This window comes from Hydrogenophaga laconesensis (assembly GCF_031457235.1).
In the GTDB taxonomy this organism is placed as follows: Bacteria; Pseudomonadota; Gammaproteobacteria; order Burkholderiales; family Burkholderiaceae_C; genus Hydrogenophaga; species Hydrogenophaga laconesensis.
In genome coordinates this window covers 265,855-283,303 of sequence record NZ_JAVDWE010000005.1, presented here as the reverse complement: position 1 = coordinate 283,303, position 17,449 = coordinate 265,855, and the positions used below count along the sequence as shown (strand labels likewise).

The following is a 17,449-nucleotide window of genomic DNA, read 5'->3' as shown; positions in this document are numbered from 1 at the left end:
GCTTTCCTTGCAATGTTGCGTTGTGGTTTGAATGTAAATATACTTTATATCAATGACGTTTACATGCATATCAGGGTTATTGCCTAGTTGACACCCTCGACCAACCTCGGTCCGTCGATGCCGAACTCAGAAGGAGATACCGTTTGGAGAACACTTTCATGGAACACGCCCCGCTTGTGCGAGACCTTGCCGCGCGCGCTCGTCAGGCACAGGGGGCGGACGCGGGCATTGCATGGAAGCGCTGGGGGCACGGACCGGCGATCGTGCTGCTACATGGGTCGGGGGGATCGTGGACCCACTGGGTGCGCAACATCGACGCGCTCAGTCGCACGCATACCGTGCTGGTGCCGGACCTTCCCGGGCACGGGGAATCGCGCGATTCCGGTGATCGCACCTACACGGCCATGGGGCAGCGGATCGCCGCCGACATCGACCACATGCTGGACGGTGAGCCCTGTGTGCTCGCCGGGTTTTCCTTCGGTTCGCTGGTGGCCGAAGCGATTGCACTGGGGTGCCCCCGGCTGGTGGCGCATCTCGTTCTCATCCGGGGAACGTTCACCGGAACAGCGCCGCCGTTTCCTGCGGGACTGCGCAGCTGGAAACACCTGCCACCCGATCTCGAGCGCGCCGCGCACCGGCACAACCTCGGCGTGCTGATGCTGCACGATCCCGCATCCATCGATGAAGAGGCTGTGGACATCCACGCCCTCAATGCACGCCGCGCTCGCGTCCGTCCCACAGACTTTTCATTCGATGGCCTGGAGGCTTCGCTAGAACGTCTCACAGCCCCCCTGACGGTGGTCCGCGGCGAATTCGACGCGCTCGGCGGCGATGCCGACACGCAACGCGAAGCGCTGCGCCTGAGGTCCCCGACGGCACGGTTTCACGCCGTGCCCGCCGCCGGCCACTGGGTGGCCTACGAAGCCCCCGCATTCATCAACCAGACCCTCGCTGAACTTGACCGCACCTCCCATGCCCTCCCTCTATCCTGAACTCCAGCTGTACATCGACGGCGAATGGCTCGGTGCGCAAGGCCGCCCGAGCGAGACCGTTTTCAATCCTTCCACGGGCGGAGCGCTAGGCGATCTGCCCCATGCCACTTTCGGGGATCTGGATCATGCACTGTCAAGCGCCGACCGGGCCTGGCGCACATGGCGGGCAACCACTGCCGCCCATCGCAGCGGCGTGCTCCGTCAGGCGGCCATGCTGCTGCGCTCAAGGGCGGAGACACTCGGCGCGGTGCTGGCCACCGAACAGGGCAAGACCCTGATGGAAGCCCGGCAGGAAGTGCTGGGCTCGGCCGAGGTGTTCGAGTGGTGCGCGGATGAAGCCAGGCGGCTGTATGGCCGCGTCATTCCCTCGCGCGAACCCGGCTGGCGCCAACTCGTACTCAGGCAACCGGTGGGCGTCGTGGCGGCCTTCACACCGTGGAACTTTCCGATGATGATCCCGGCCCGCAAGATCGCAGCCAGCCTCGCCGCGGGCTGCACCTGCATCATCAAGCCGTCCGAGGAGACCCCCGCTGGCGTGCTGGAAATCGCCCGTGCGCTGCACGACGCCGGCCTGCCTCGCGGTGTTCTCAATGTGGTCTTCGGTGTGCCCGCTGAGGTGTCGCGCCATCTGATCGCCTCGCCCCTGGTCCGCAAGGTCACCTTCACGGGCAGCGTGCCGGTCGGGCGCGTGATCGCGTCCCTGGCGGCGGAGCAGGCCAAGCCCGCCACGCTGGAACTGGGGGGCCACGCCCCGGTGCTGATCTTCGACGACGTGGATGCAGAGCGCGCCGCACGGGCATGTGCCACGGGCAAGTTCCGCAATGCCGGCCAGGTGTGCACCTCGCCCACGCGCTTCTACGTGCAGCGTTCGGCCTATGCCACCTTCGTCGAATCGTTCGCGCGTGCGGCAAGCTCTCTGGCTGTTGGCGACGCGACGGACGGTGGATCGACCATGGGACCCCTGGCCAGCGCCAGGCGAGTGGCGGCCATGCAGTCCTTGGTGGACGATGCAGTCGCCTCGGGTGCGCGCCTGGCCTGCGGCGGCTCACGGCTGCCGCGCGATGGCTTCTTTTTCGCGCCCACGGTGCTGCATGAACTGCCGCCGTCGGCGCGCGTGCTGTCCGAGGAACCCTTCGGCCCACTGGCGCTGGTGCTGCCCTTCGACGACGAGGACGAAGCGATCGACGCGGCCAACGCCCTGCCCTACGGGCTGGCGGCCTATGCCTTCACCAACGATGCCGGGCGCATCGTGCGGCTGTCCGAGCGCGTCGAAACCGGCATGCTGGGCATCAACACCCTTATACTCGCCGGGGCCGACACCCCCTTCGGCGGGGTGAAGGACAGCGGCTACGGCAGCGAAGGAGGGATGGAGGGCGTGGAAGCCTATCTCGTCACCAAGTACGTTGCCCAGGCTCCGGCGCCATGAGCGATTCTTTCTTCGGCCATCAGGCTTTCGTGAGCAACCTGCGCAACACCCCTTCGCCAGGCGAACCCGCCCCTGAGGACGCCGCGCCCTCGCAGGACATGCCGGGGGCGGAGTTGGTGCCGCCCGCGAACATGCGCTCTTCATGGCTGCTGGTGCACGCCTCGCACGCCGTGCGCATGAAGATCGAATCGGCACTCAAGCCCTGCGGGCTCACGGGGCTGCAGATGTCGGTGCTCAACATGATCAAGAACCGCGGCGGCTCATCGTCGGCGGAACTGTCCCGGCGCTTCTTCAAGACGCCGCAAGCCATGGGGCAGTTGCTCAACCCGCTGCTGGAACAGGGTCTGATCCAGCGCGCGGAAGATCCCGACAACCGCCGGGTGCTGCGCCTGACGCTCACGGATGCAGGCCGCAAGGCCTACGCGACGGGCGACGCGGCCATGCGCCGCCTGGAGCGCGACGTGTTCTCGCGCTTCGACGACGAGACGCTGGACACCCTGCGCGCCTCGCTCTACCAGATCAGCCATCTGCCGTCGCACAGCGCTTCGGCAAAACGCAAAGACGACTGATCTCCGTCGGACGATGCGCGACCGCGACGGCGCGCGACCTCGACGGCCCTTCTTCCACTTCCTGTCTGGAGATCCCATGGATCTTGCCTATTCCCATCATGAGGAACAGTTCCGGTCGTCCGTCGGCGCCTGGATTCACGATCACCTGCCGGCCGACATCGCATCGAAAGTGCGCGCCGGCCAGCGGCTGCGCAAGGACGACTTCCAGCGCTGGGCGCGCCTGCTGGGCCAGCAAGGCTGGCTCGGGTATGGCTGGCCACGCGAATTCGGTGGGCCGGGCTGGAATGCGATCCAGAAGCACCTGTTCGAGGAGCAATGCGCGCTGGCCGGCGCGCCACGCATCGTGCCCTTCGGACCGGCCATGGTGGCGCCGATCATCATGGCCTATGGCACACCGCAGCAGCAACGGCGCTTCCTGCCCGGCATCGCCAGCGGCGAGGTGTGGTGGAGCCAGGGTTACAGCGAACCGGGCGCGGGTTCCGACCTCGCCTCCCTGCGCACGCGCGCCGTAAGACAGGGTGACCACTACGTCGTCAATGGCCAGAAAACCTGGACCACGATGGCGCAGTGGGGCGACTGGATGTTCTGCCTGGTGCGCACCGGCACGCAAGGCAAGCCGCAGGCGGGCATCTCCTTCCTGCTCATCGACATGAAGTCCCCAGGCATCACCCTGCGGCCGATCCGGCTGCTGGATGGGGAACACGACGTGAACGACGTGTTCTTCGACAACGTGGAGGTGCCGGCCGATCAGCTCATTGGCGAGGAGAACAAAGGCTGGACGTACGCCAAGCACCTGCTCTCGCACGAGCGCACCACCATCTCCGACATCAACCGCAGCAAGGCGGAGCTGCTGCGCCTCAAGCAGCTCGTGCGCGATGCGGGGCTGACCAACGACGTGCGCCTGTGTGATGCCATCGCTGCGCTGGAGGTGGATATCAAAGCGCTGGACCTGATGGTGCTCAGGGTGCTGTCGATGGAGACATCCGGGCGCAACCCGCTGGATATCGCGGCGTTGCTCAAGATCCGGGGCAGCGAGATCACCCAGCGCTACACCGAACTGATGGTGACAGTGGCGGGGCCCTACGCCTTGCCCTGGATCGAGGAAGCGATGGAGGCCGGATGGCCCGGGGCGTTTCCCGGGGCGCACCCGGCCCATGCGACCCTGTCCATGGGGTTCTTCAAGAGTCGCAAGACCACCATCTATGGTGGCTCGAATGAAGTGCAGCGCAACATCGTTGCACAGACCGTACTGAATGCAGGAGACCGACATGGACTTTGATTTCGCGGATGAGCAGGTGGAGCTGCGCCAGGCGGTCTCGCGCTGGCTGGAGCGGGAGTACGGCCAGCAGCGGCGTCGCCGCACGATGGCCGATGGCGGCTGGGATTCGCAGGCCTGGCGTTCCTTCAGCGAGCTCGGCCTTTGCGGCCTGCCCATCGGCGAGGCGCATGGCGGGATGGGCATGGGCGCGATCGAGGCCATGATCGTCATGGAGGAATTCGGCCGCCACGCAGTGCCAGAGCCCCTGGGTCACGCATGGCTCGGTGCGCAGCTGATCCAGCGGTGCGCCCCGGCGCACATGGCCTCGGCCTGGTTGCCGCGCATCGCGGCGGGCGAAGCCTGGGTGGCATTGGCGCATCAGGAACGGGGTCACCGCCATGTGATCGACCGGTGCACGGCAAAGGCCGATCGCGATGGCGAAGGCCGCTTTCTCATCTCCGGCCAGAAGGACCTGATTCCTGCCGGAGACAAGGCCCAGGCCTTGATCGTGCCGGCGATGCTGGACGGCGCGCAGGCGCTGTTTCTCGTTTCCCTGCCACAGGCGGCGGTGCGCATGGAGGTCTATCGGACGGTGGATGGCAGAGGTGCCGCCACCGCCACGCTGCGACAGGCGGAAGCCCAGTGCCTGAGCGCCGACGTCGGGGCCCTGGAATGGGGCATCGGCCTGGGCATCGCACATCTGTGCGCGGAGGCTGTGGGACTCATGGAACACGCCATGGCCCTCACGATCGCCCACCTGAACACGCGCCAGCAGTTCGGCCGGCCGTTGGCCGAGTTCCAGGTGCTGCGCCACCGCGTGGCCGACATGAAGATGGAGATCGAGCTGTCGCGCTCGATGAGCTATTGGGCCAGCCTGGGGCTGGAGGCGGAGGCACCGGCCCGGCGGCTGGCGCTGTCGCAGGCCAAGTACCAGCTGTCACGCTCGATGAAATGGGTGGGGCAGCAGGCCGTCCAGCTGCACGGCGCCATCGGTCTCACGGACGAGTACGGACTCAGCGACTACGTCAGGCGCCTCTACCAGCTGGAATACACCTTCGGCGACGGCCCGCACCACCTGGCCATCCTGAGCGAAGCGCAGTTCGCAGACGCCTGACGCGAAAAAAGAGGCCGTGCGATCGGCACGGCCTCCTGGCGACGGAGGAATCCGTCACTCGGGGGTGATGCCGGCCATCTCCACCAGCTTGCCCCAGGCCTGGGTGTCGGTCTTGACACGCTGCAGCAGCTGGGCCGGCGTCGACGCCTGAGGCTCGGCGCCGATGCCGCGCATGAACTCCACATACTGAGGCTGGCGGCTGATGGTGTGGATGTAACCATTGAGCTTGTCCACCGCAGCGGCCGGCACCCGGGCCGGCATGAACACAGCGAACCATGCGGTGAGGTCGTAGCCAGGCAGGCCCGCTTCTTCCATCGTGGGCACATCGGGCAGGGCGGCCATGCGCTCGCGCCCGGTAACGGCCAGCGCCCGTACGCTGCCGCCCCTGGCCTGCGGGATGGCCAGGGTGGCATCGGCGAACACCATGTGGATGCGCCCCCCCATCAGATCGTTCATGGCAGGCGGAACACCCTTGTACGGCACGCTGAGGATGTCCACGCTGGCCATCTTCTTGAACATGGAACCTGCCACCAGCCCGGTCGCGTTGCCGCTGCCGAAGCTGTAGCGGGTGGGGTCCTTGCGGATGCTCGCCAGCAGTTCGCTCACGCTTTTCTCCGTCGTGAGCCTGGGGTTGGTCACCATGACGAAACCCAGCGTGGCGACGCTGCTCACGGGCGTGAAGTCCGCCACCGGGTCGAACGGCAGTTTCTTGAACAGGTGGGTGTTGGCCGCGTGCGTGGAGTTGGGGGTGAACAGGATGGTGTACGGATCGCCGGCCGCGGCCGCGACAGCGGAGGCAGCGATGTTGCCCAGGGCACCAGGCTTGTTGTCAACGACCACGGGCTGCCCGGCGAGCAGTTCGATCTGGCGAGCCAGCTGCCGCGCGGCGGCATCGATGCCGCTGCCGGCGGGATAGCCCAACAGCATCTTGATCGGCCGGGTCGGGTAGTTGTCCTGGGCCAGGGCCGGTGCCGCCGCCCAGGCACAGCCAAGGGCGAGGGCGCAGGCCAGGGCCGCGCGGCGCGGCAGGGTTTGCAGAGAGTTCATGGTGTGGTGTCTCCTGGGTTCGTTAAAAGACTCAGTACCGGGCCGACAGCGCGGTGCCGATGACGTGGCTGGCGAAAGCGCTGGCGCCGGTGGCTGACATGGAGGGCGCATGGGTCAGGTATTGCTTGCATGCGCGCAGGGCCACCGTGCCGTTGCCGGCAAAACCGGCCAGCCAGCGCGCGGCGGTCGACTCGAACGCCTGCGCGGCCACCACGTGACTGACGAGCCCTGCGGCCAGTGCCTGCGCGGCCGAGAGTTCCTCGCGCGTGTAGACCAGCATCGCCAGCGTCTTCAGTGGCACGCGGTCGTGCAGCGCCGCCATGACCAGCGCCGGCGGTATGTCGCGTTCGAGCTCCGGAATGGAGAAGCGCGCGCCCTCGTGCGCCAGGGTGATGTCGCACACGCAGGCCAGCGCGGCACCGACACCATGGGCGCGTCCCTGCACCACCGCGAGGGTGGGCACGGGCGCGAACTTGATGGCGTCGTACAGCGCCAGCGCCGGCTCGGCCACCAGATGCCGCAGCTTCTCGGCCGAAGGCACCGCACCGCCCTTGGGCGGTGTGGGCGACTTGCGCCCGGCACAGAAGTCATCGCCTGTTCCGCGCAGGCAGATGGCCTTCACGTCGTCGCCCAGGGTCTGTACGGCGTGGACGATGGACGCCGACATGGCCGCGTCAACCAGGTTTCCGGTGCCCGGATCGTTGAGCGTGAGGGTCAGCACGCCGTCGTGCAGCGACTGCAGCACGCCGGGCGTCGATGAGGCATCGTGGGTGTTCGTCGTCATGGTGGCTCTCGCTTCAATGGGCGCCTTGCGCAGCGCGGTCCTGGTGGATCACTTCCCACACCGCCAGCGGCGTGGCCGGCATGGGCAGCTCTTCGTCGGTGTAGGCCGCCAGCGCGTGGGCCAGGGCGTTGAACGTACAGGCGGTCGCGGGTGTGATGCCGCTTTCGCCGCCTCCCTTGACCCCCAGCGGATTGCCATGCGTGGGGTCGTTGGTCAACTCCACGCGCAAGGGCGGCATCAGCTCGGCGTGGGGCATGCCGTAGTCCATGTAGGAGCCCGAGAGCACCTGACCGCTCTGCCGGTCGACGTGGTAGCCCTCCGTCAGGGCCTGGCCCAGGCCTTGGGCCAGACCGCCATGCACCTGACCTTCGACGATGAGCGGGTTGATCGCCTGCCCGACATCGTCCACCGCGCTGTAGCGCACCACCTCGATGCAGCCAGTCTCGGGGTCGATCTCCACCTCGCACACAGCCGCACCCGTCGGAAACGCAGGCATGCGACCATTGAACTCGGCCTCGGCACCCAGTTCGCGCGTCCCGGGATCGCCCGGCATGCCATGGCGTTGCACGTGGCTCGCGAGTTGAGCGAGTGTGATTCGCCGCGTGCGCAGGCCCCACCACACGCGCGCCGAGAAACCGGCGCCCTCCCGGACAAGACGCTGCGGGTCGACACGCAGGCAATGCGCCGCAACGGCGCGGGCCCTGGCCATCAGCTCGGTGCTCGCGTCGATGAGCAGCTTGCCGCCAAGCCGCATGGAGCGGTCGGAGTGCGTGCCACCGCCCCACTTGACGAAGGCGGTGTCGCCCGTGCGCAGCCGGATCGATTCGAACGGCACCCCGAGGTGGTCGGCCACGACCTGCGCGAACGTGGTCTCGTGGCCTTGCCCGGTCGACTGCGTGCCCGACACGATGTCCGTGGTGCCATCGGGCAGGATGCGCAGCTCGATGCGTTCGCGCGGCGCGCCCACGGGCGATTCGATGTAGTTGGACAGGCCGATGCCGCGCAGCCGGCCGCGCTGCAGGGCTTCCTGGCGCCGCGATTCGAAGCCCTGCCAGTCGGCGAGCTCGATCACGCGTTCCATGTTGGCGGGGAAATCCCCACTGTCGTACGGCAGCCCCATGGGGCTCAGGCGCGGCAGCGTCTCGCGCCGGATCAGGTTGATGCGACGGATCTCCAGCCGGTCCATGCCGAGGCGGGCCGCGGCGATGTCGAGCAGGCGCTCGAAGGCATGCATGCTCTCCGGCCGCCCCGCGCCCCGGTAAGGGCCGGTCGGCACGGTGTTGGTCACGACACCGGTGACGTGGATGGCGGCCACCGGTACGTCGTACACGCTGGTGGTGACGCGCATCGCGTTGGCCATGGGCACGTAGGAAATCGTGTGTGCGCCGACGTTGCCGATCAGCTCGTTGTCCACCGCGAGAATGCGCCCTTGCGCGTCGAAGGCCATGGCCGCGCGGAAGGTCATGCCACGGCCCTGGTAATCGCTCACAAAGGCCTCGCTGCGGTCCCCGGTCCACTTGACCGGCCGGCCCACACGACGGGCGGCCCACAGCACGCAGGCCGGCTCCATGTTGAGCGAGGTGCGCGGGCCGAAACCACCCCCCACATCGGGAGAGATCACGCGAATGCGCGCGGGTGGCACCTTGAACGCCTCGGCCAGCCCCAGCTGCTGGCGCACCACGCCCTGGCTGCCGGAGGTGAGTTCGTAGACATCCGCAGCCGGGTCGTACTCGCCGATGGCCGACCTCGGCTCCATCTGGGCGTTGACGATGCGGCTGTTGCGGAACTCGCGCCGCACCACCAGAGCGGCGTTCTCGAACGCCGCCCGCGCGGCGGCGCGGTCACCGATCTGCGTGCTGAAACAGCAGTTGCGCGGCAGGTCGTCGTACAGCTGCGCGGCACCTTCGGCCAGCGCATCGTCGGCGTCCACGACCGCGGGCAGCACCTCGTACTCCACCTGAACAGCCTCCACGCCGTCGCGCGCCTGGTGAGGGGTCTCGGCCACCACCATCACCAGCGCCTCGCCCACGTGGCGCACCTTGTCCACGCTCAGGGGCCACTGGCGCCGGTTGTAGATGCTCCCTGTCTCGGACGAGAGGAACGCCTTTTCCTTGTGGTTCACCGCGGCGACGGGATTGGGCACGTGGTCGATGCCCTCGAATCCGTCGGCCTGGTAGTCCGCGCCCGTCAACACCGCCAGAACACCGGGCAGCGCCAGCGCAGCCGCTGTGTCGATGCGCACAATGCGCGCATGCGCATGGGGCGAGCGCAGGAACGCCGCCCAGGCCTGGCCCGGCTTGTCGATGTCGTCCGTGTATCGACCCTGGCCGACCACCAGGCGGCGGTCTTCGTTGCGTGGCTGGGCCTTGCCGATCCAGCTCATCGCGTCTCCTCCGCGTCTGCCCGGGCGCTGCAGGGCAGACCCATTTCCGTGGCGGCCTGCTCCACCGCCCGCACGATGTTGATGTAGCCGGTACAGCGGCAGATGTTGCCTTCCAGCGCGGTGCAGATCGACCCGTGATCGATGTGCCGGCCCGAGCGCAGCAACCCGTCGGAAGCCATGATCATGCCTGGCGTGCAGAAGCCGCACTGCAGCCCGTGGCACGCCATGAACGCCTTCTGAAGCGGGTGCATGCCCTCGCCGTCCGCCAGCCCCTCGATGGTGACGACCTCGCCACCACTGGCCTGAACGGCCAGCACGGTGCACGACTTCACCGCGACCCCATCGAGCCGCACGGTGCACGCGCCGCATTGGGACGTGTCACAGCCGACGTGGGTGCCGGTGAGATGCAGCTCGCGGCGCAGCAGGTCGACCAGCAGGGTGCGGTCATCCACATGACGGCGCACCGGCATGCCATTGACGGTGAGCTCCACGTTGGCCTGCTCGTGGCTGCCACCGGGCTGCGCACCGGCAGACGCGGCGACGGCCGCCGGCTGCAGCCGGGCGTGTTCACCGCCCCCTTCCGTCAACACCTCGTTGAAACGCGCGAAGAAACGGTCGGCCATCCTCGCGCCCACCGAGCCCACCAGCCGGGAGCCGATCTGCGCAAGCTTGCCGCCCACGTGGGCCTGGGCCGCGTAGACCAGCAGCGTGTCCGGCCCCTCGTCCTCCAGCGTGACCACCGCGGTCATTTCTCCGAAGCCCGCCATCCCGCCTTCCCCCTGGCCGCGCAGGCGGTAGCCCCGCAGCGGCTCCCGGTCCTGCACCGACAGCGAGCCCTTGAACCGCGCCTTGACCGGCCCCACGGAGGCGCGCACCACCACCTGCCATTCGCTGTCATTGACCGCGGTGAAGGATTCGCAGCCATCGATGCATTGTTCGAGCACCGCAGGGTTGTTGAGCGCCGCCCACACCGTCTCGCGGCTGGCGTGGATGACCTGTCGTCCCTTGAATTCCATGATCAGTTCACCTGTGGATCGGTGGCGCCCAGGGCGGACAGCGCACGCCCGGCCAGCACCCCGACCAGATGGGCCCGATAGGCCCGTGTTGCCGTGGCATCGGCGTTGAACCCCGATGCATCGGGTTCCATGCCCGCCAGCGTTCCGGCGTTCCAGCCGGCGCTTGCGCAGGCAGCCAGACGCTCTTCGGCCGCAGTCCAGCGGAACGCGCAGGGCCCCGCGCCCGTCACAGCGACGCGGACCTCGCCCCTGTGGTCCGCGATGAACACGCCCACCACGGCATACCCGGAGGCCGCGTGCCGGTGCTTCACATACGCCGCGCGATCGGGCACCCGGAACTCGATCGCCGTGAGGATCTCGGTGGGCTCGAGCGCGGTCTCGAACATGCCCAGGAAGAAAGCATCGGACTCGATGCGGCGCCGATCGGTGATCAGTGTCGCCTTGAGCGCCAGCACCGCGGCGGGATAGTCGGCGGCAGGATCGCTGTTGGCGACCGAGCCGCCCATCGTGCCCCGGTTGCGCACCTGCTGGTCACCGATCAGACCCGCCAGCCCGGACAGGGCGGGCAGGCAGCGCCGGACCGTGTCCGACTGCGCCACGGCGGCGTGCCGCGTGGCCGCACCGATGCGCAGCACGCCATCTTCTTGCGCGATGCCCTGGAGCTCCGGCAACCGGCTCAGATCCACCAGATGGCTTGGCGCGCTCAGGCGCTGCTTGAGCGTGGGAACCAGCGTCATGCCGCCGGACAGTGGCCGGGCATCGGGAAACCGGGCGAGACAGTCGACGGCCTCCTGGACGCTGGCCGGTCGGAGATAGGCAAATGGATACATCGACTCAACCCGCGGCCAGCCACGCCTGCGCCCGGGCTGCCACCCAGGCCGGCACTTCCTGCATGGGGTAGTGACCGGCCTGCGGCACCACCTCGATCTCGGCATGCGGGTAGTGCCGCAGCCAGGTCTGCCGGGCCCGTTCGAGGTTGATGCCCGGGTCGAATTCGCCCACCAGCACCTTCACGGGCAGATCCAGCCCGGCGATCTCGTCGGCGAAGCCCTGGCCCGCCCATTCGCCAAGATAGGCGCGCATGGCCTCGGGGCGGTTTTCCATGGAGTCGGCAGCCACACCCTGGCACCAGGTCGCGGTGAGGCGTTGCCCGGTGGACAGGTGGACGATCTGTTGCCGTGCGGCGGCATCGTCCACCGCCGACTCGAAGAAGGCACGGCGCGCGGCGTCCATGCCGGAGCCGGCGGCGGACACCGGCGCCACACCCAGCATGCGCTGCACCCGGCCGGCGGCCTGCAGGGCCACCTTCTGCATCGCCATGCCGCCCATGGAATGCCCCACCAGCGAGAAAGTCGCCCAACCCAACTGGTCTGCCAGGGCCAGCACGTCCGTTGCTGCCTCGTCGAACCGATAGGTGCCCACCTCTGCACGGCGCGAGCCGTAGCCACGGTAATCGAACACCGCGCATTCGAACTGCTGCGGGTCCAGAGCTGCCAGCAGGGGCTGCCAATGCCGGGACAGGCCCAGCCAGCCGTTCATCACCACCACCTTGCGGGCCCCCCGGCCCCAGGTGCGCGGGGTGAGATCGTCCGTCATAGCGGCAAGGTCTCCACGTTGTATTCAAACAGCCATTCGTAGCGCTGCCGCACGCGCTCCTCGGTCCATTCACGGTCCACATAGGCCGCCGCCCCTTCCGCATGGGCGAGCTGTGGGTTGTGGAAACGCGTGGCGTTCTCGTTGGCGCCCTGCACGATCCTTGCGGTGCGCTGGACGCGGGCAGCCTCATAGGCGGCGGTCGCACGATCGATGTCACCACCGTACTCGTGCAGCGCCCGGGCCAGCAGGTAGCCGTCTTCCAGTGCCATCACCGCGCCCTGCGCGAGGAACGGCAGCGTCGGGTGACAGGCATCGCCCAGCAGCGTCACGCGTCCACGGGTCCATGACGGCATGGGGTCTCGCACCATGAGTGCCCACTTGTACGGTGTCTCCACCGCGCGGATCAGGTGGTGCACATCCTCATGCCAGCCAGCGAAGTCGCGCTCGAAGTCTTCCCGCGAGCCCTTCTGCGACCACGACTCGACTTCCCATCCTTGCGACTGCTCGACCACCGCCACCAGATTGACCAGCTTGCCGGACCTCACGGGATAGTGGATCACGTGCTTGCCAGGTCCGACCCAGTTGTAGCCATGAGGTTGCTGCAGATGCGCGGGCAGCGTGCGCGCATCGATCACGCCGCGCCAGGCCACGATGCCCGAGAAGCGGGGTTCGTCGTCACCGAACAGGCGCTGACGCACCTGCGAATGCACGCCGTCGGCCCCCACCACGAAGTCGGCGGTGGCCACTTCCTGCCCCGAGGCGAACATCCGCACCACATCGCCCTCCTGGCGAATATCGGTGACGCGGGTGTCCAGACGGATCGCATCGGGACTCAGCGCGCGCACGCCCTTCACCAACGCCTGGTGCAGGTCGCCACGGTGCATGGTGAGGTAGGGGAAGCCATAGCGCTGGCGCGAGACCGAACCCAGATCGAACAGCTTCCACTCCTGTCCGGTGGACCACAGCCGCACGAACTTGCCCGCCGGCTCGGAGGCGATTGCCATGATGTCGTCCATGAGTCCGAGGGCCGCCAGCACCCGCACGCCATTGGGGCTGATCTGCACACCGGCGCCGATCTCCCCGAGTTCCCTGGCCTGCTCGAGCACTTCCACCTGAAAGCCCCTTTTGAGCAAGGCGATGGCGGCCGTGAGCCCCCCGATACCGGCACCGATGACTGCTATCCGCATGAACGTCCTTTGGCCCTCTCCGCCTTCGCGGGGGCGCGTTGATTGACAAGGGCGCCACTCTAAATTGAGTCGGGACGAAAGTTAATCACGACTATTCGATCATGCCATCGGGAAATCGAATGAATGGCCCGCACGCCACCGGGAGCTCGGCCATGCCACTCTCCACCCCTGTGTGCGTGAACAGACAGACCCGTTGCGGCAACGGGTCCATGCTGGCCTGCCAGACCTCAGCGAGATGCCACATGAAGAGCAAACTCATCCACGAAGCGGATGGCCAGCGCACGTTCGCCATCGTTCTGTCCCGCGGCGACGAGATCACCGCGTGCCTGACGGCGTTCGCACGACAGGAAAAGCTGTCCGCGGCCAGTCTCAAGGCCATCGGTGCGCTCGAGCGCGCCGAGCTGGCCTGGCTGAACTGGGACACGAAGAAATACGACCCCATCGACGTGGACGAGCAGGTTGAGGTCGCGTCGTTGACAGGAGACGTCGCGCTCGGGCCAGACAACCAGCCGGCCCTGCACATTCACACGGTGCTGGGCAAACGGGATGGGGCCGCCGTGGCCGGCCACCTCAGGAGCGGGGTCGTGCGGCCCACGCTCGAAGTGATCCTGACGGAGTCGCCGCGGCACCTGTGCAAGCGGCACGATCCCGAGAGCGGCCTGGCCCTCATCGCCCCCGACGCCTGAGGGCCTGAGGGCGCTCAGCCGCGCGGGTTCTGGCGCGTCACTTCGGCGCGCAACCGGTCTTCCTGTTCCCGCAGCGCTGGCGTGAGGGCCTCGCCGAAGTCCTCGGCAGAGAACACCTGGCGGATTTCGATCTCGGATTCCCCCGGCATGGGATTGGGGCAACGCTTCACCCAGTCGATGGCCTCCTGCAGTGAGGCGCATTTCCAGATCCAGAAACCTGCAATCAGCTCTTTCGTCTCCGCGAAAGGGCCATCGATGACCTGGCGATCACGGCCGGAGAAGCGCACACGCGCTCCCTTCGAGCTCGGGTGCAGGCCTTCACCGGCTTCCATGACGCCGGCCTTCACCAGCTCTTCATTGAAACGGCCCATCTCCGTGAGCAGCTGCTCACTGGGCATGACGCCAGCTTCGCTGTCGCGGTCGGCCTTGATCAGGATCATGAATCGCATGTCGTTCTCCTTGTGCGGTGTGTCAGAGCAGGACGGCTCAAACCTCTCGACGAGTGGGCGACGCGGAATTCGACATCACCGGACCACAACAAGACAGCGATGCGTTCAACTCACTGCGGCGTGAGCACTTCCAGCCCACCCAGATACGGCCGAAGCACCTCAGGTACGGTGACGCTGCCGTCGGCGTTCTGGTAGTTCTCCAGCACCGCCACCAGCGCACGGCCCACCGCGAGACCGGAACCGTTGAGCGTGTGCACCAGTTCATTCCTGCCCTGTGCATTCTTGAAGCGGGCCTGCAGGCGACGGGCCTGGAAGGCCTCGCAGTTGGAGACCGAGCTGATTTCGCGGTAGGTGTTCTGCGCGGGCACCCACACCTCCAGGTCGTGCGTGCGGGTGGAGCCGAAGCCCATGTCGCCGGTACACAGCACGATCACACGGTACGGCAGGCCGAGCTTCTGCAGCACGGCTTCGGCGTGTGAGGTCATCGCATCGAGCGCCTCGTAGCTTTTCTCGGGGTGCACGATCTGCACCATCTCGACCTTGTCGAACTGGTGCTGGCGGATCATGCCGCGCGTGTCTCGCCCGGCGCTGCCGGCTTCCGAACGGAAGCACGGCGTGTGCGCTGTCAGGCGGATGGGCAGGTCGGACTCGGCCAGCACGGTGTCGCGCACGGTGTTGGTCAGCGTGATCTCGCTGGTGGAGATGAGATACAGCGCCTGCGTGTCCGGCACTTCCTCGCCCTCCTGGCCGCCCTTCTTCACGGCGAACATGTCACCCTCGAACTTGGGCAGCTGACCGGTGCCCAGCAGCGTCTCGGCATTCACGATGTAGGGCGTGTAGCACTCGGTATAGCCGTGCTCCTGCGTCTGCACGTCAAGCATGAACTGGGCGAGCGCGCGGTGCAGGCGTGCGATCGGGCCACGCATGAAGGTGAAGCGCGCGCCGGCCAGTTTGGAGCCGGTCTCGAAATCCAGCCCCAGCTTCTCGCCAATGTCGACATGGTCGCGCAACTCGAAATCGAAGCGGCGGGGCGTGCCCCAGCGGCGCAGTTCCACGTTGGCGTTCTCGTCGCTGCCCACCGGCACGCTTTCGTGCGGCAGGTTCGGCACGGCGAGCAGCAAGGCCTGCAGTTCGGCCTGGATCACCTCCAACCGCGCGGCTGAGGTCTCGAGCTCGGCCTTGAAGGCGGCCACCCGGGCCATGGCGGCATCCGCCTCGGCGTGCTGGCCTTTGCCCTTGAGCATGCCGATCTGCTTCGACAGTGAATTGCGCTGCCCTTGCAGCTCTTCGGTGCGGGTCTGCAGTGCCTTGCGCTCGGATTCCAGCGCCTGGTAGGCCACCACATCCAGGTAGGGCTGCGGCTGCTTGCGGGTCTGCAGGCGCGCCACGACCGCGTCAAGGTCTTTTCTCAGTTGAACGATGTCTAGCATGCGGTGATTGTAGTTTTGCACCCTGGCCGGGCACGGGCGCGCTCAGCGCAGATGTTCCAGTGGCTGGGCGTCTTCGCCTTCGATCTTCAGGCCCTTGGGCAGCGGGAACTTGATGGTTTCGGTCAGACCATCCATGGTGCGGACGGAGATCGCCCCCAGCGACTTGATGCGCTCGATCACCTGCCGTACCAGGATCTCAGGCGCCGATGCCCCGGCCGTGAGACCCACGCGCAGCTTGCCCTCGAACCACTCGGGCTGGATTTCGTCGGCGTTGTCCACCATGTAACCCGGGGTACCGAGCTTCACCGCCAGCTCACGCAAGCGGTTGCTGTTGGAACTGGTGGGACTGCCCACCACGATCACGATATCCACCTGCGGGCTCAACAGCTTGACCGCATCCTGCCGGTTCTGGGTGGCGTAGCAGATGTCCTGCTGCTTCGGCTCCCGCACGCTGGGGAAACGCGCCTTCACCGCGTTCAGGATTTCGGCCGCGTCATCCACCGACAGCGTGGTCTGCGTGACCACCGCAAGCTTGTCCGTCTGTGCCGGGGCCACGCGGGCGACATCTTCCACGTCTTCCACCAGATGGATACCGCTGTCGAGCTGACCCATGGTGCCTTCCACCTCGGGGTGGCCCTTGTGACCGATCATGATGAATTCGTAACCCTCGCGGTGCAGCTTGGCCACCTCCACATGCACCTTGGTCACCAGCGGGCAGGTGGCATCGAAGATGTGAAAGCCGCGCTGTCTGGCCTCGTCCTGGATGGCCTTGCTCACGCCATGCGCCGAAAACACCAGCGTGGCGCCGGCGGGCACGTCCGAGAGCTCCTCGATGAAGATGGCCCCCTTGGCCTTCAGGTCGTTCACCACATAGGTGTTGTGCACGATCTCGTGGCGTACATAGATCGGCCGGCCGAACTTGGCCAGTGCGCGCTCGACGATCTCGATGGCCCGGTCCACGCCGGCGCAGAAGCCGCGCGGCTCGGCCAGGATGATTTCTTGCGATTCAGCCATCAGAGCACCCCGATCAGCTGGACTTCGAACCGCACCGGCTGGCCGGCCAGCGGGTGGTTGAAGTCGAACAGCACCGCGCCGTCCTCACGCACCTGCACGGCAGCACCGGCATAGCTGCCCAGTCCGTCCGGTGTCGGGAATTGCACCACGTCCCCAGCGGCGTACTGCTCGTGCGGGTCGCCCAGTTCGTTCAGCAGCTTGCGCGCGACCCATTGCACCATGTCCGGCTGGCGCTCCCCAAAGGCCTCGCCAGCGGGCAGTTCGATCACCGTGCGGGTGCCCTCCTCCAGCCCGATGAGGCGCTGCTCGATCGCTGGCGAAAGTTCGCCCGCGCCCAGGCTCAGCGTGGCGGGCTTGTCGCTGAAGGTGTCGATGATCACCTGGCCCTGGGGACCGGACATCCGGTAGTGCAGGGTGAGAAAGGAGCCTTCTTGGACTTGGGGCATGGCGTGGGGGGTATCCCTGGACGAGGTGTGCGAAAAAGAGCGGTTTCGTGGC

Annotated in this window: 18 protein-coding genes and 1 pseudogene; 6 read left to right on the top strand and 13 right to left on the bottom strand. The window is 67.1% G+C overall.

Going from position 1 to position 17,449, the window contains the following annotated elements; translation table 11 throughout:
* The first annotated feature begins 158 nt into the window (after positions 1-158).
* The 5 genes from J2X09_RS11655 to J2X09_RS11635 all read left to right on the top strand — a co-directional run bounded on the left by J2X09_RS11655 (position 159) and on the right by J2X09_RS11635 (position 5,359).
* Positions 159-992, top strand: coding sequence for an alpha/beta fold hydrolase (locus J2X09_RS11655; protein ID WP_204733587.1), 834 nt, complete (start codon positions 159-161; stop codon positions 990-992).
* A complete protein-coding gene (locus J2X09_RS11650; protein WP_204733586.1) occupies positions 973-2,418 on the top strand; it encodes an NAD-dependent succinate-semialdehyde dehydrogenase in 1,446 nt (481 codons plus the stop codon). Before J2X09_RS11655 ends, J2X09_RS11650 begins: the two co-directional genes overlap by 20 nt.
* Positions 2,415-2,987 (top strand): MarR family winged helix-turn-helix transcriptional regulator, encoded by a 573-nt coding sequence (locus J2X09_RS11645; protein WP_204733585.1) that lies wholly within the window; start codon positions 2,415-2,417, stop codon positions 2,985-2,987. Before J2X09_RS11650 ends, J2X09_RS11645 begins: the two co-directional genes overlap by 4 nt.
* 76 nt (positions 2,988-3,063) lie before the next feature.
* Entirely contained in the window at positions 3,064-4,266 is a 1,203-nt protein-coding gene (locus J2X09_RS11640) for an acyl-CoA dehydrogenase family protein (RefSeq protein ID WP_204733584.1), read from the top strand.
* Complete coding sequence (locus J2X09_RS11635; RefSeq protein WP_204733583.1) at positions 4,256-5,359, top strand: acyl-CoA dehydrogenase family protein; 1,104 nt, start codon at positions 4,256-4,258, stop codon at positions 5,357-5,359. The genes J2X09_RS11640 and J2X09_RS11635 overlap by 11 nt, the downstream gene beginning before the upstream one ends.
* Positions 5,360-5,413: 54 nt before the next feature.
* On the opposite strand, the gene J2X09_RS11630 is transcribed toward J2X09_RS11635, so the two are convergent.
* The 9 genes and pseudogenes from J2X09_RS11630 to J2X09_RS11590 all read right to left on the bottom strand — a co-directional run bounded on the left by J2X09_RS11630 (position 5,414) and on the right by J2X09_RS11590 (position 13,616).
* A complete protein-coding gene (locus J2X09_RS11630) occupies positions 5,414-6,406 on the bottom strand; it encodes a Bug family tripartite tricarboxylate transporter substrate binding protein (RefSeq protein WP_204733582.1) in 993 nt (330 codons plus the stop codon).
* Positions 6,407-6,437: 31 nt separating this feature from the next.
* On the bottom strand, positions 6,438-7,190 hold the full coding sequence (locus tag J2X09_RS11625; protein ID WP_204733581.1) for an enoyl-CoA hydratase/isomerase family protein: 753 nt from the start codon (positions 7,188-7,190) through the stop codon (positions 6,438-6,440).
* 13 nt (positions 7,191-7,203) lie between these two features.
* Entirely contained in the window at positions 7,204-9,573 is a 2,370-nt protein-coding gene (locus J2X09_RS11620; RefSeq protein WP_204733580.1) for a xanthine dehydrogenase family protein molybdopterin-binding subunit, read from the bottom strand.
* Positions 9,570-10,043 (bottom strand): (2Fe-2S)-binding protein, encoded by a 474-nt coding sequence (locus tag J2X09_RS11615; protein ID WP_310308332.1) that lies wholly within the window; start codon positions 10,041-10,043, stop codon positions 9,570-9,572. The genes J2X09_RS11620 and J2X09_RS11615 overlap by 4 nt, the downstream gene beginning before the upstream one ends.
* Positions 10,044-10,169: 126 nt before the next feature.
* A pseudogene (locus J2X09_RS11610) lies at positions 10,170-10,589 on the bottom strand (SRPBCC family protein); the annotation flags it as partial.
* 2 nt (positions 10,590-10,591) lie between these two features.
* Positions 10,592-11,419, bottom strand: a complete 828-nt coding sequence (locus J2X09_RS11605) for an FAD binding domain-containing protein (RefSeq protein ID WP_204733579.1) — start codon at positions 11,417-11,419, stop codon at positions 10,592-10,594.
* A gap of 4 nt (positions 11,420-11,423) precedes the next feature.
* Positions 11,424-12,185 carry an alpha/beta fold hydrolase gene (locus J2X09_RS11600; RefSeq protein ID WP_204733578.1) on the bottom strand — a complete coding sequence of 254 codons (762 nt, stop codon included), beginning with the start codon at positions 12,183-12,185 and terminating at the stop codon, positions 11,424-11,426.
* Positions 12,182-13,372 (bottom strand): FAD-dependent monooxygenase, encoded by a 1,191-nt coding sequence (locus J2X09_RS11595; RefSeq protein WP_204733577.1) that lies wholly within the window; start codon positions 13,370-13,372, stop codon positions 12,182-12,184. The genes J2X09_RS11600 and J2X09_RS11595 overlap by 4 nt, the downstream gene beginning before the upstream one ends.
* Before the next feature lie 91 nt (positions 13,373-13,463).
* Positions 13,464-13,616, bottom strand: a complete 153-nt coding sequence (locus tag J2X09_RS11590; RefSeq protein WP_310308285.1) for a hypothetical protein — start codon at positions 13,614-13,616, stop codon at positions 13,464-13,466.
* Here J2X09_RS11590 and J2X09_RS11585 point away from each other — a divergent pair.
* Positions 13,615-14,058, top strand: coding sequence for a PPC domain-containing DNA-binding protein (locus tag J2X09_RS11585; protein ID WP_204733576.1), 444 nt, complete (start codon positions 13,615-13,617; stop codon positions 14,056-14,058). The genes J2X09_RS11590 and J2X09_RS11585 overlap by 2 nt on opposite strands.
* Before the next feature lie 14 nt (positions 14,059-14,072).
* Here J2X09_RS11585 and J2X09_RS11580 read toward each other — a convergent pair whose 3' ends face one another.
* The 4 genes from J2X09_RS11580 to J2X09_RS11565 form a co-directional block, all read right to left on the bottom strand.
* Positions 14,073-14,507, bottom strand: a complete 435-nt coding sequence (locus tag J2X09_RS11580; protein ID WP_204733575.1) for a YciI family protein — start codon at positions 14,505-14,507, stop codon at positions 14,073-14,075.
* Between the two features lie 110 nt (positions 14,508-14,617).
* A complete protein-coding gene (serS, locus tag J2X09_RS11575; RefSeq protein ID WP_204733574.1) occupies positions 14,618-15,937 on the bottom strand; it encodes a serine--tRNA ligase in 1,320 nt (439 codons plus the stop codon).
* Positions 15,938-15,979: 42 nt separating this feature from the next.
* Entirely contained in the window at positions 15,980-16,951 is a 972-nt protein-coding gene (ispH, locus tag J2X09_RS11570) for a 4-hydroxy-3-methylbut-2-enyl diphosphate reductase (protein ID WP_204733573.1), read from the bottom strand.
* Positions 16,951-17,397, bottom strand: a complete 447-nt coding sequence (locus J2X09_RS11565) for an FKBP-type peptidyl-prolyl cis-trans isomerase (protein WP_204733572.1) — start codon at positions 17,395-17,397, stop codon at positions 16,951-16,953. Before J2X09_RS11565 ends, ispH begins: the two co-directional genes overlap by 1 nt.
* Positions 17,398-17,449: the final 52 nt, after the last annotated feature.

What these genes read in the sequence shown, in the direction of transcription:
- J2X09_RS11620 (WP_204733580.1), bottom strand. Translation starts at nt 9,573, where the DNA reads ATGAGCTGGATCGGCAAGGCCCAGCCACGCAACGAAGACCGCCGCCTG.
- J2X09_RS11640 (WP_204733584.1), top strand. Translation starts at nt 3,064, where the DNA reads ATGGATCTTGCCTATTCCCATCATGAGGAACAGTTCCGGTCGTCCGTC.
- J2X09_RS11565 (WP_204733572.1), bottom strand. Translation starts at nt 17,397, where the DNA reads ATGCCCCAAGTCCAAGAAGGCTCCTTTCTCACCCTGCACTACCGGATG.
- ispH (WP_204733573.1), bottom strand. Translation starts at nt 16,951, where the DNA reads ATGGCTGAATCGCAAGAAATCATCCTGGCCGAGCCGCGCGGCTTCTGC.
- J2X09_RS11650 (WP_204733586.1), top strand. Translation starts at nt 973, where the DNA reads ATGCCCTCCCTCTATCCTGAACTCCAGCTGTACATCGACGGCGAATGG.
- J2X09_RS11645 (WP_204733585.1), top strand. Translation starts at nt 2,415, where the DNA reads ATGAGCGATTCTTTCTTCGGCCATCAGGCTTTCGTGAGCAACCTGCGC.
- J2X09_RS11590 (WP_310308285.1), bottom strand. Translation starts at nt 13,616, where the DNA reads ATGTGGCATCTCGCTGAGGTCTGGCAGGCCAGCATGGACCCGTTGCCG.
- J2X09_RS11615 (WP_310308332.1), bottom strand. Translation starts at nt 10,043, where the DNA reads ATGCCGGTGCGCCGTCATGTGGATGACCGCACCCTGCTGGTCGACCTG.
- serS (WP_204733574.1), bottom strand. Translation starts at nt 15,937, where the DNA reads ATGCTAGACATCGTTCAACTGAGAAAAGACCTTGACGCGGTCGTGGCG.
- J2X09_RS11585 (WP_204733576.1), top strand. Translation starts at nt 13,615, where the DNA reads ATGAAGAGCAAACTCATCCACGAAGCGGATGGCCAGCGCACGTTCGCC.
- J2X09_RS11595 (WP_204733577.1), bottom strand. Translation starts at nt 13,372, where the DNA reads ATGCGGATAGCAGTCATCGGTGCCGGTATCGGGGGGCTCACGGCCGCC.
- J2X09_RS11600 (WP_204733578.1), bottom strand. Translation starts at nt 12,185, where the DNA reads ATGACGGACGATCTCACCCCGCGCACCTGGGGCCGGGGGGCCCGCAAG.
- J2X09_RS11635 (WP_204733583.1), top strand. Translation starts at nt 4,256, where the DNA reads ATGGACTTTGATTTCGCGGATGAGCAGGTGGAGCTGCGCCAGGCGGTC.
- J2X09_RS11580 (WP_204733575.1), bottom strand. Translation starts at nt 14,507, where the DNA reads ATGCGATTCATGATCCTGATCAAGGCCGACCGCGACAGCGAAGCTGGC.
- J2X09_RS11605 (WP_204733579.1), bottom strand. Translation starts at nt 11,419, where the DNA reads ATGTATCCATTTGCCTATCTCCGACCGGCCAGCGTCCAGGAGGCCGTC.
- J2X09_RS11625 (WP_204733581.1), bottom strand. Translation starts at nt 7,190, where the DNA reads ATGACGACGAACACCCACGATGCCTCATCGACGCCCGGCGTGCTGCAG.
- J2X09_RS11630 (WP_204733582.1), bottom strand. Translation starts at nt 6,406, where the DNA reads ATGAACTCTCTGCAAACCCTGCCGCGCCGCGCGGCCCTGGCCTGCGCC.
- J2X09_RS11655 (WP_204733587.1), top strand. Translation starts at nt 159, where the DNA reads ATGGAACACGCCCCGCTTGTGCGAGACCTTGCCGCGCGCGCTCGTCAG.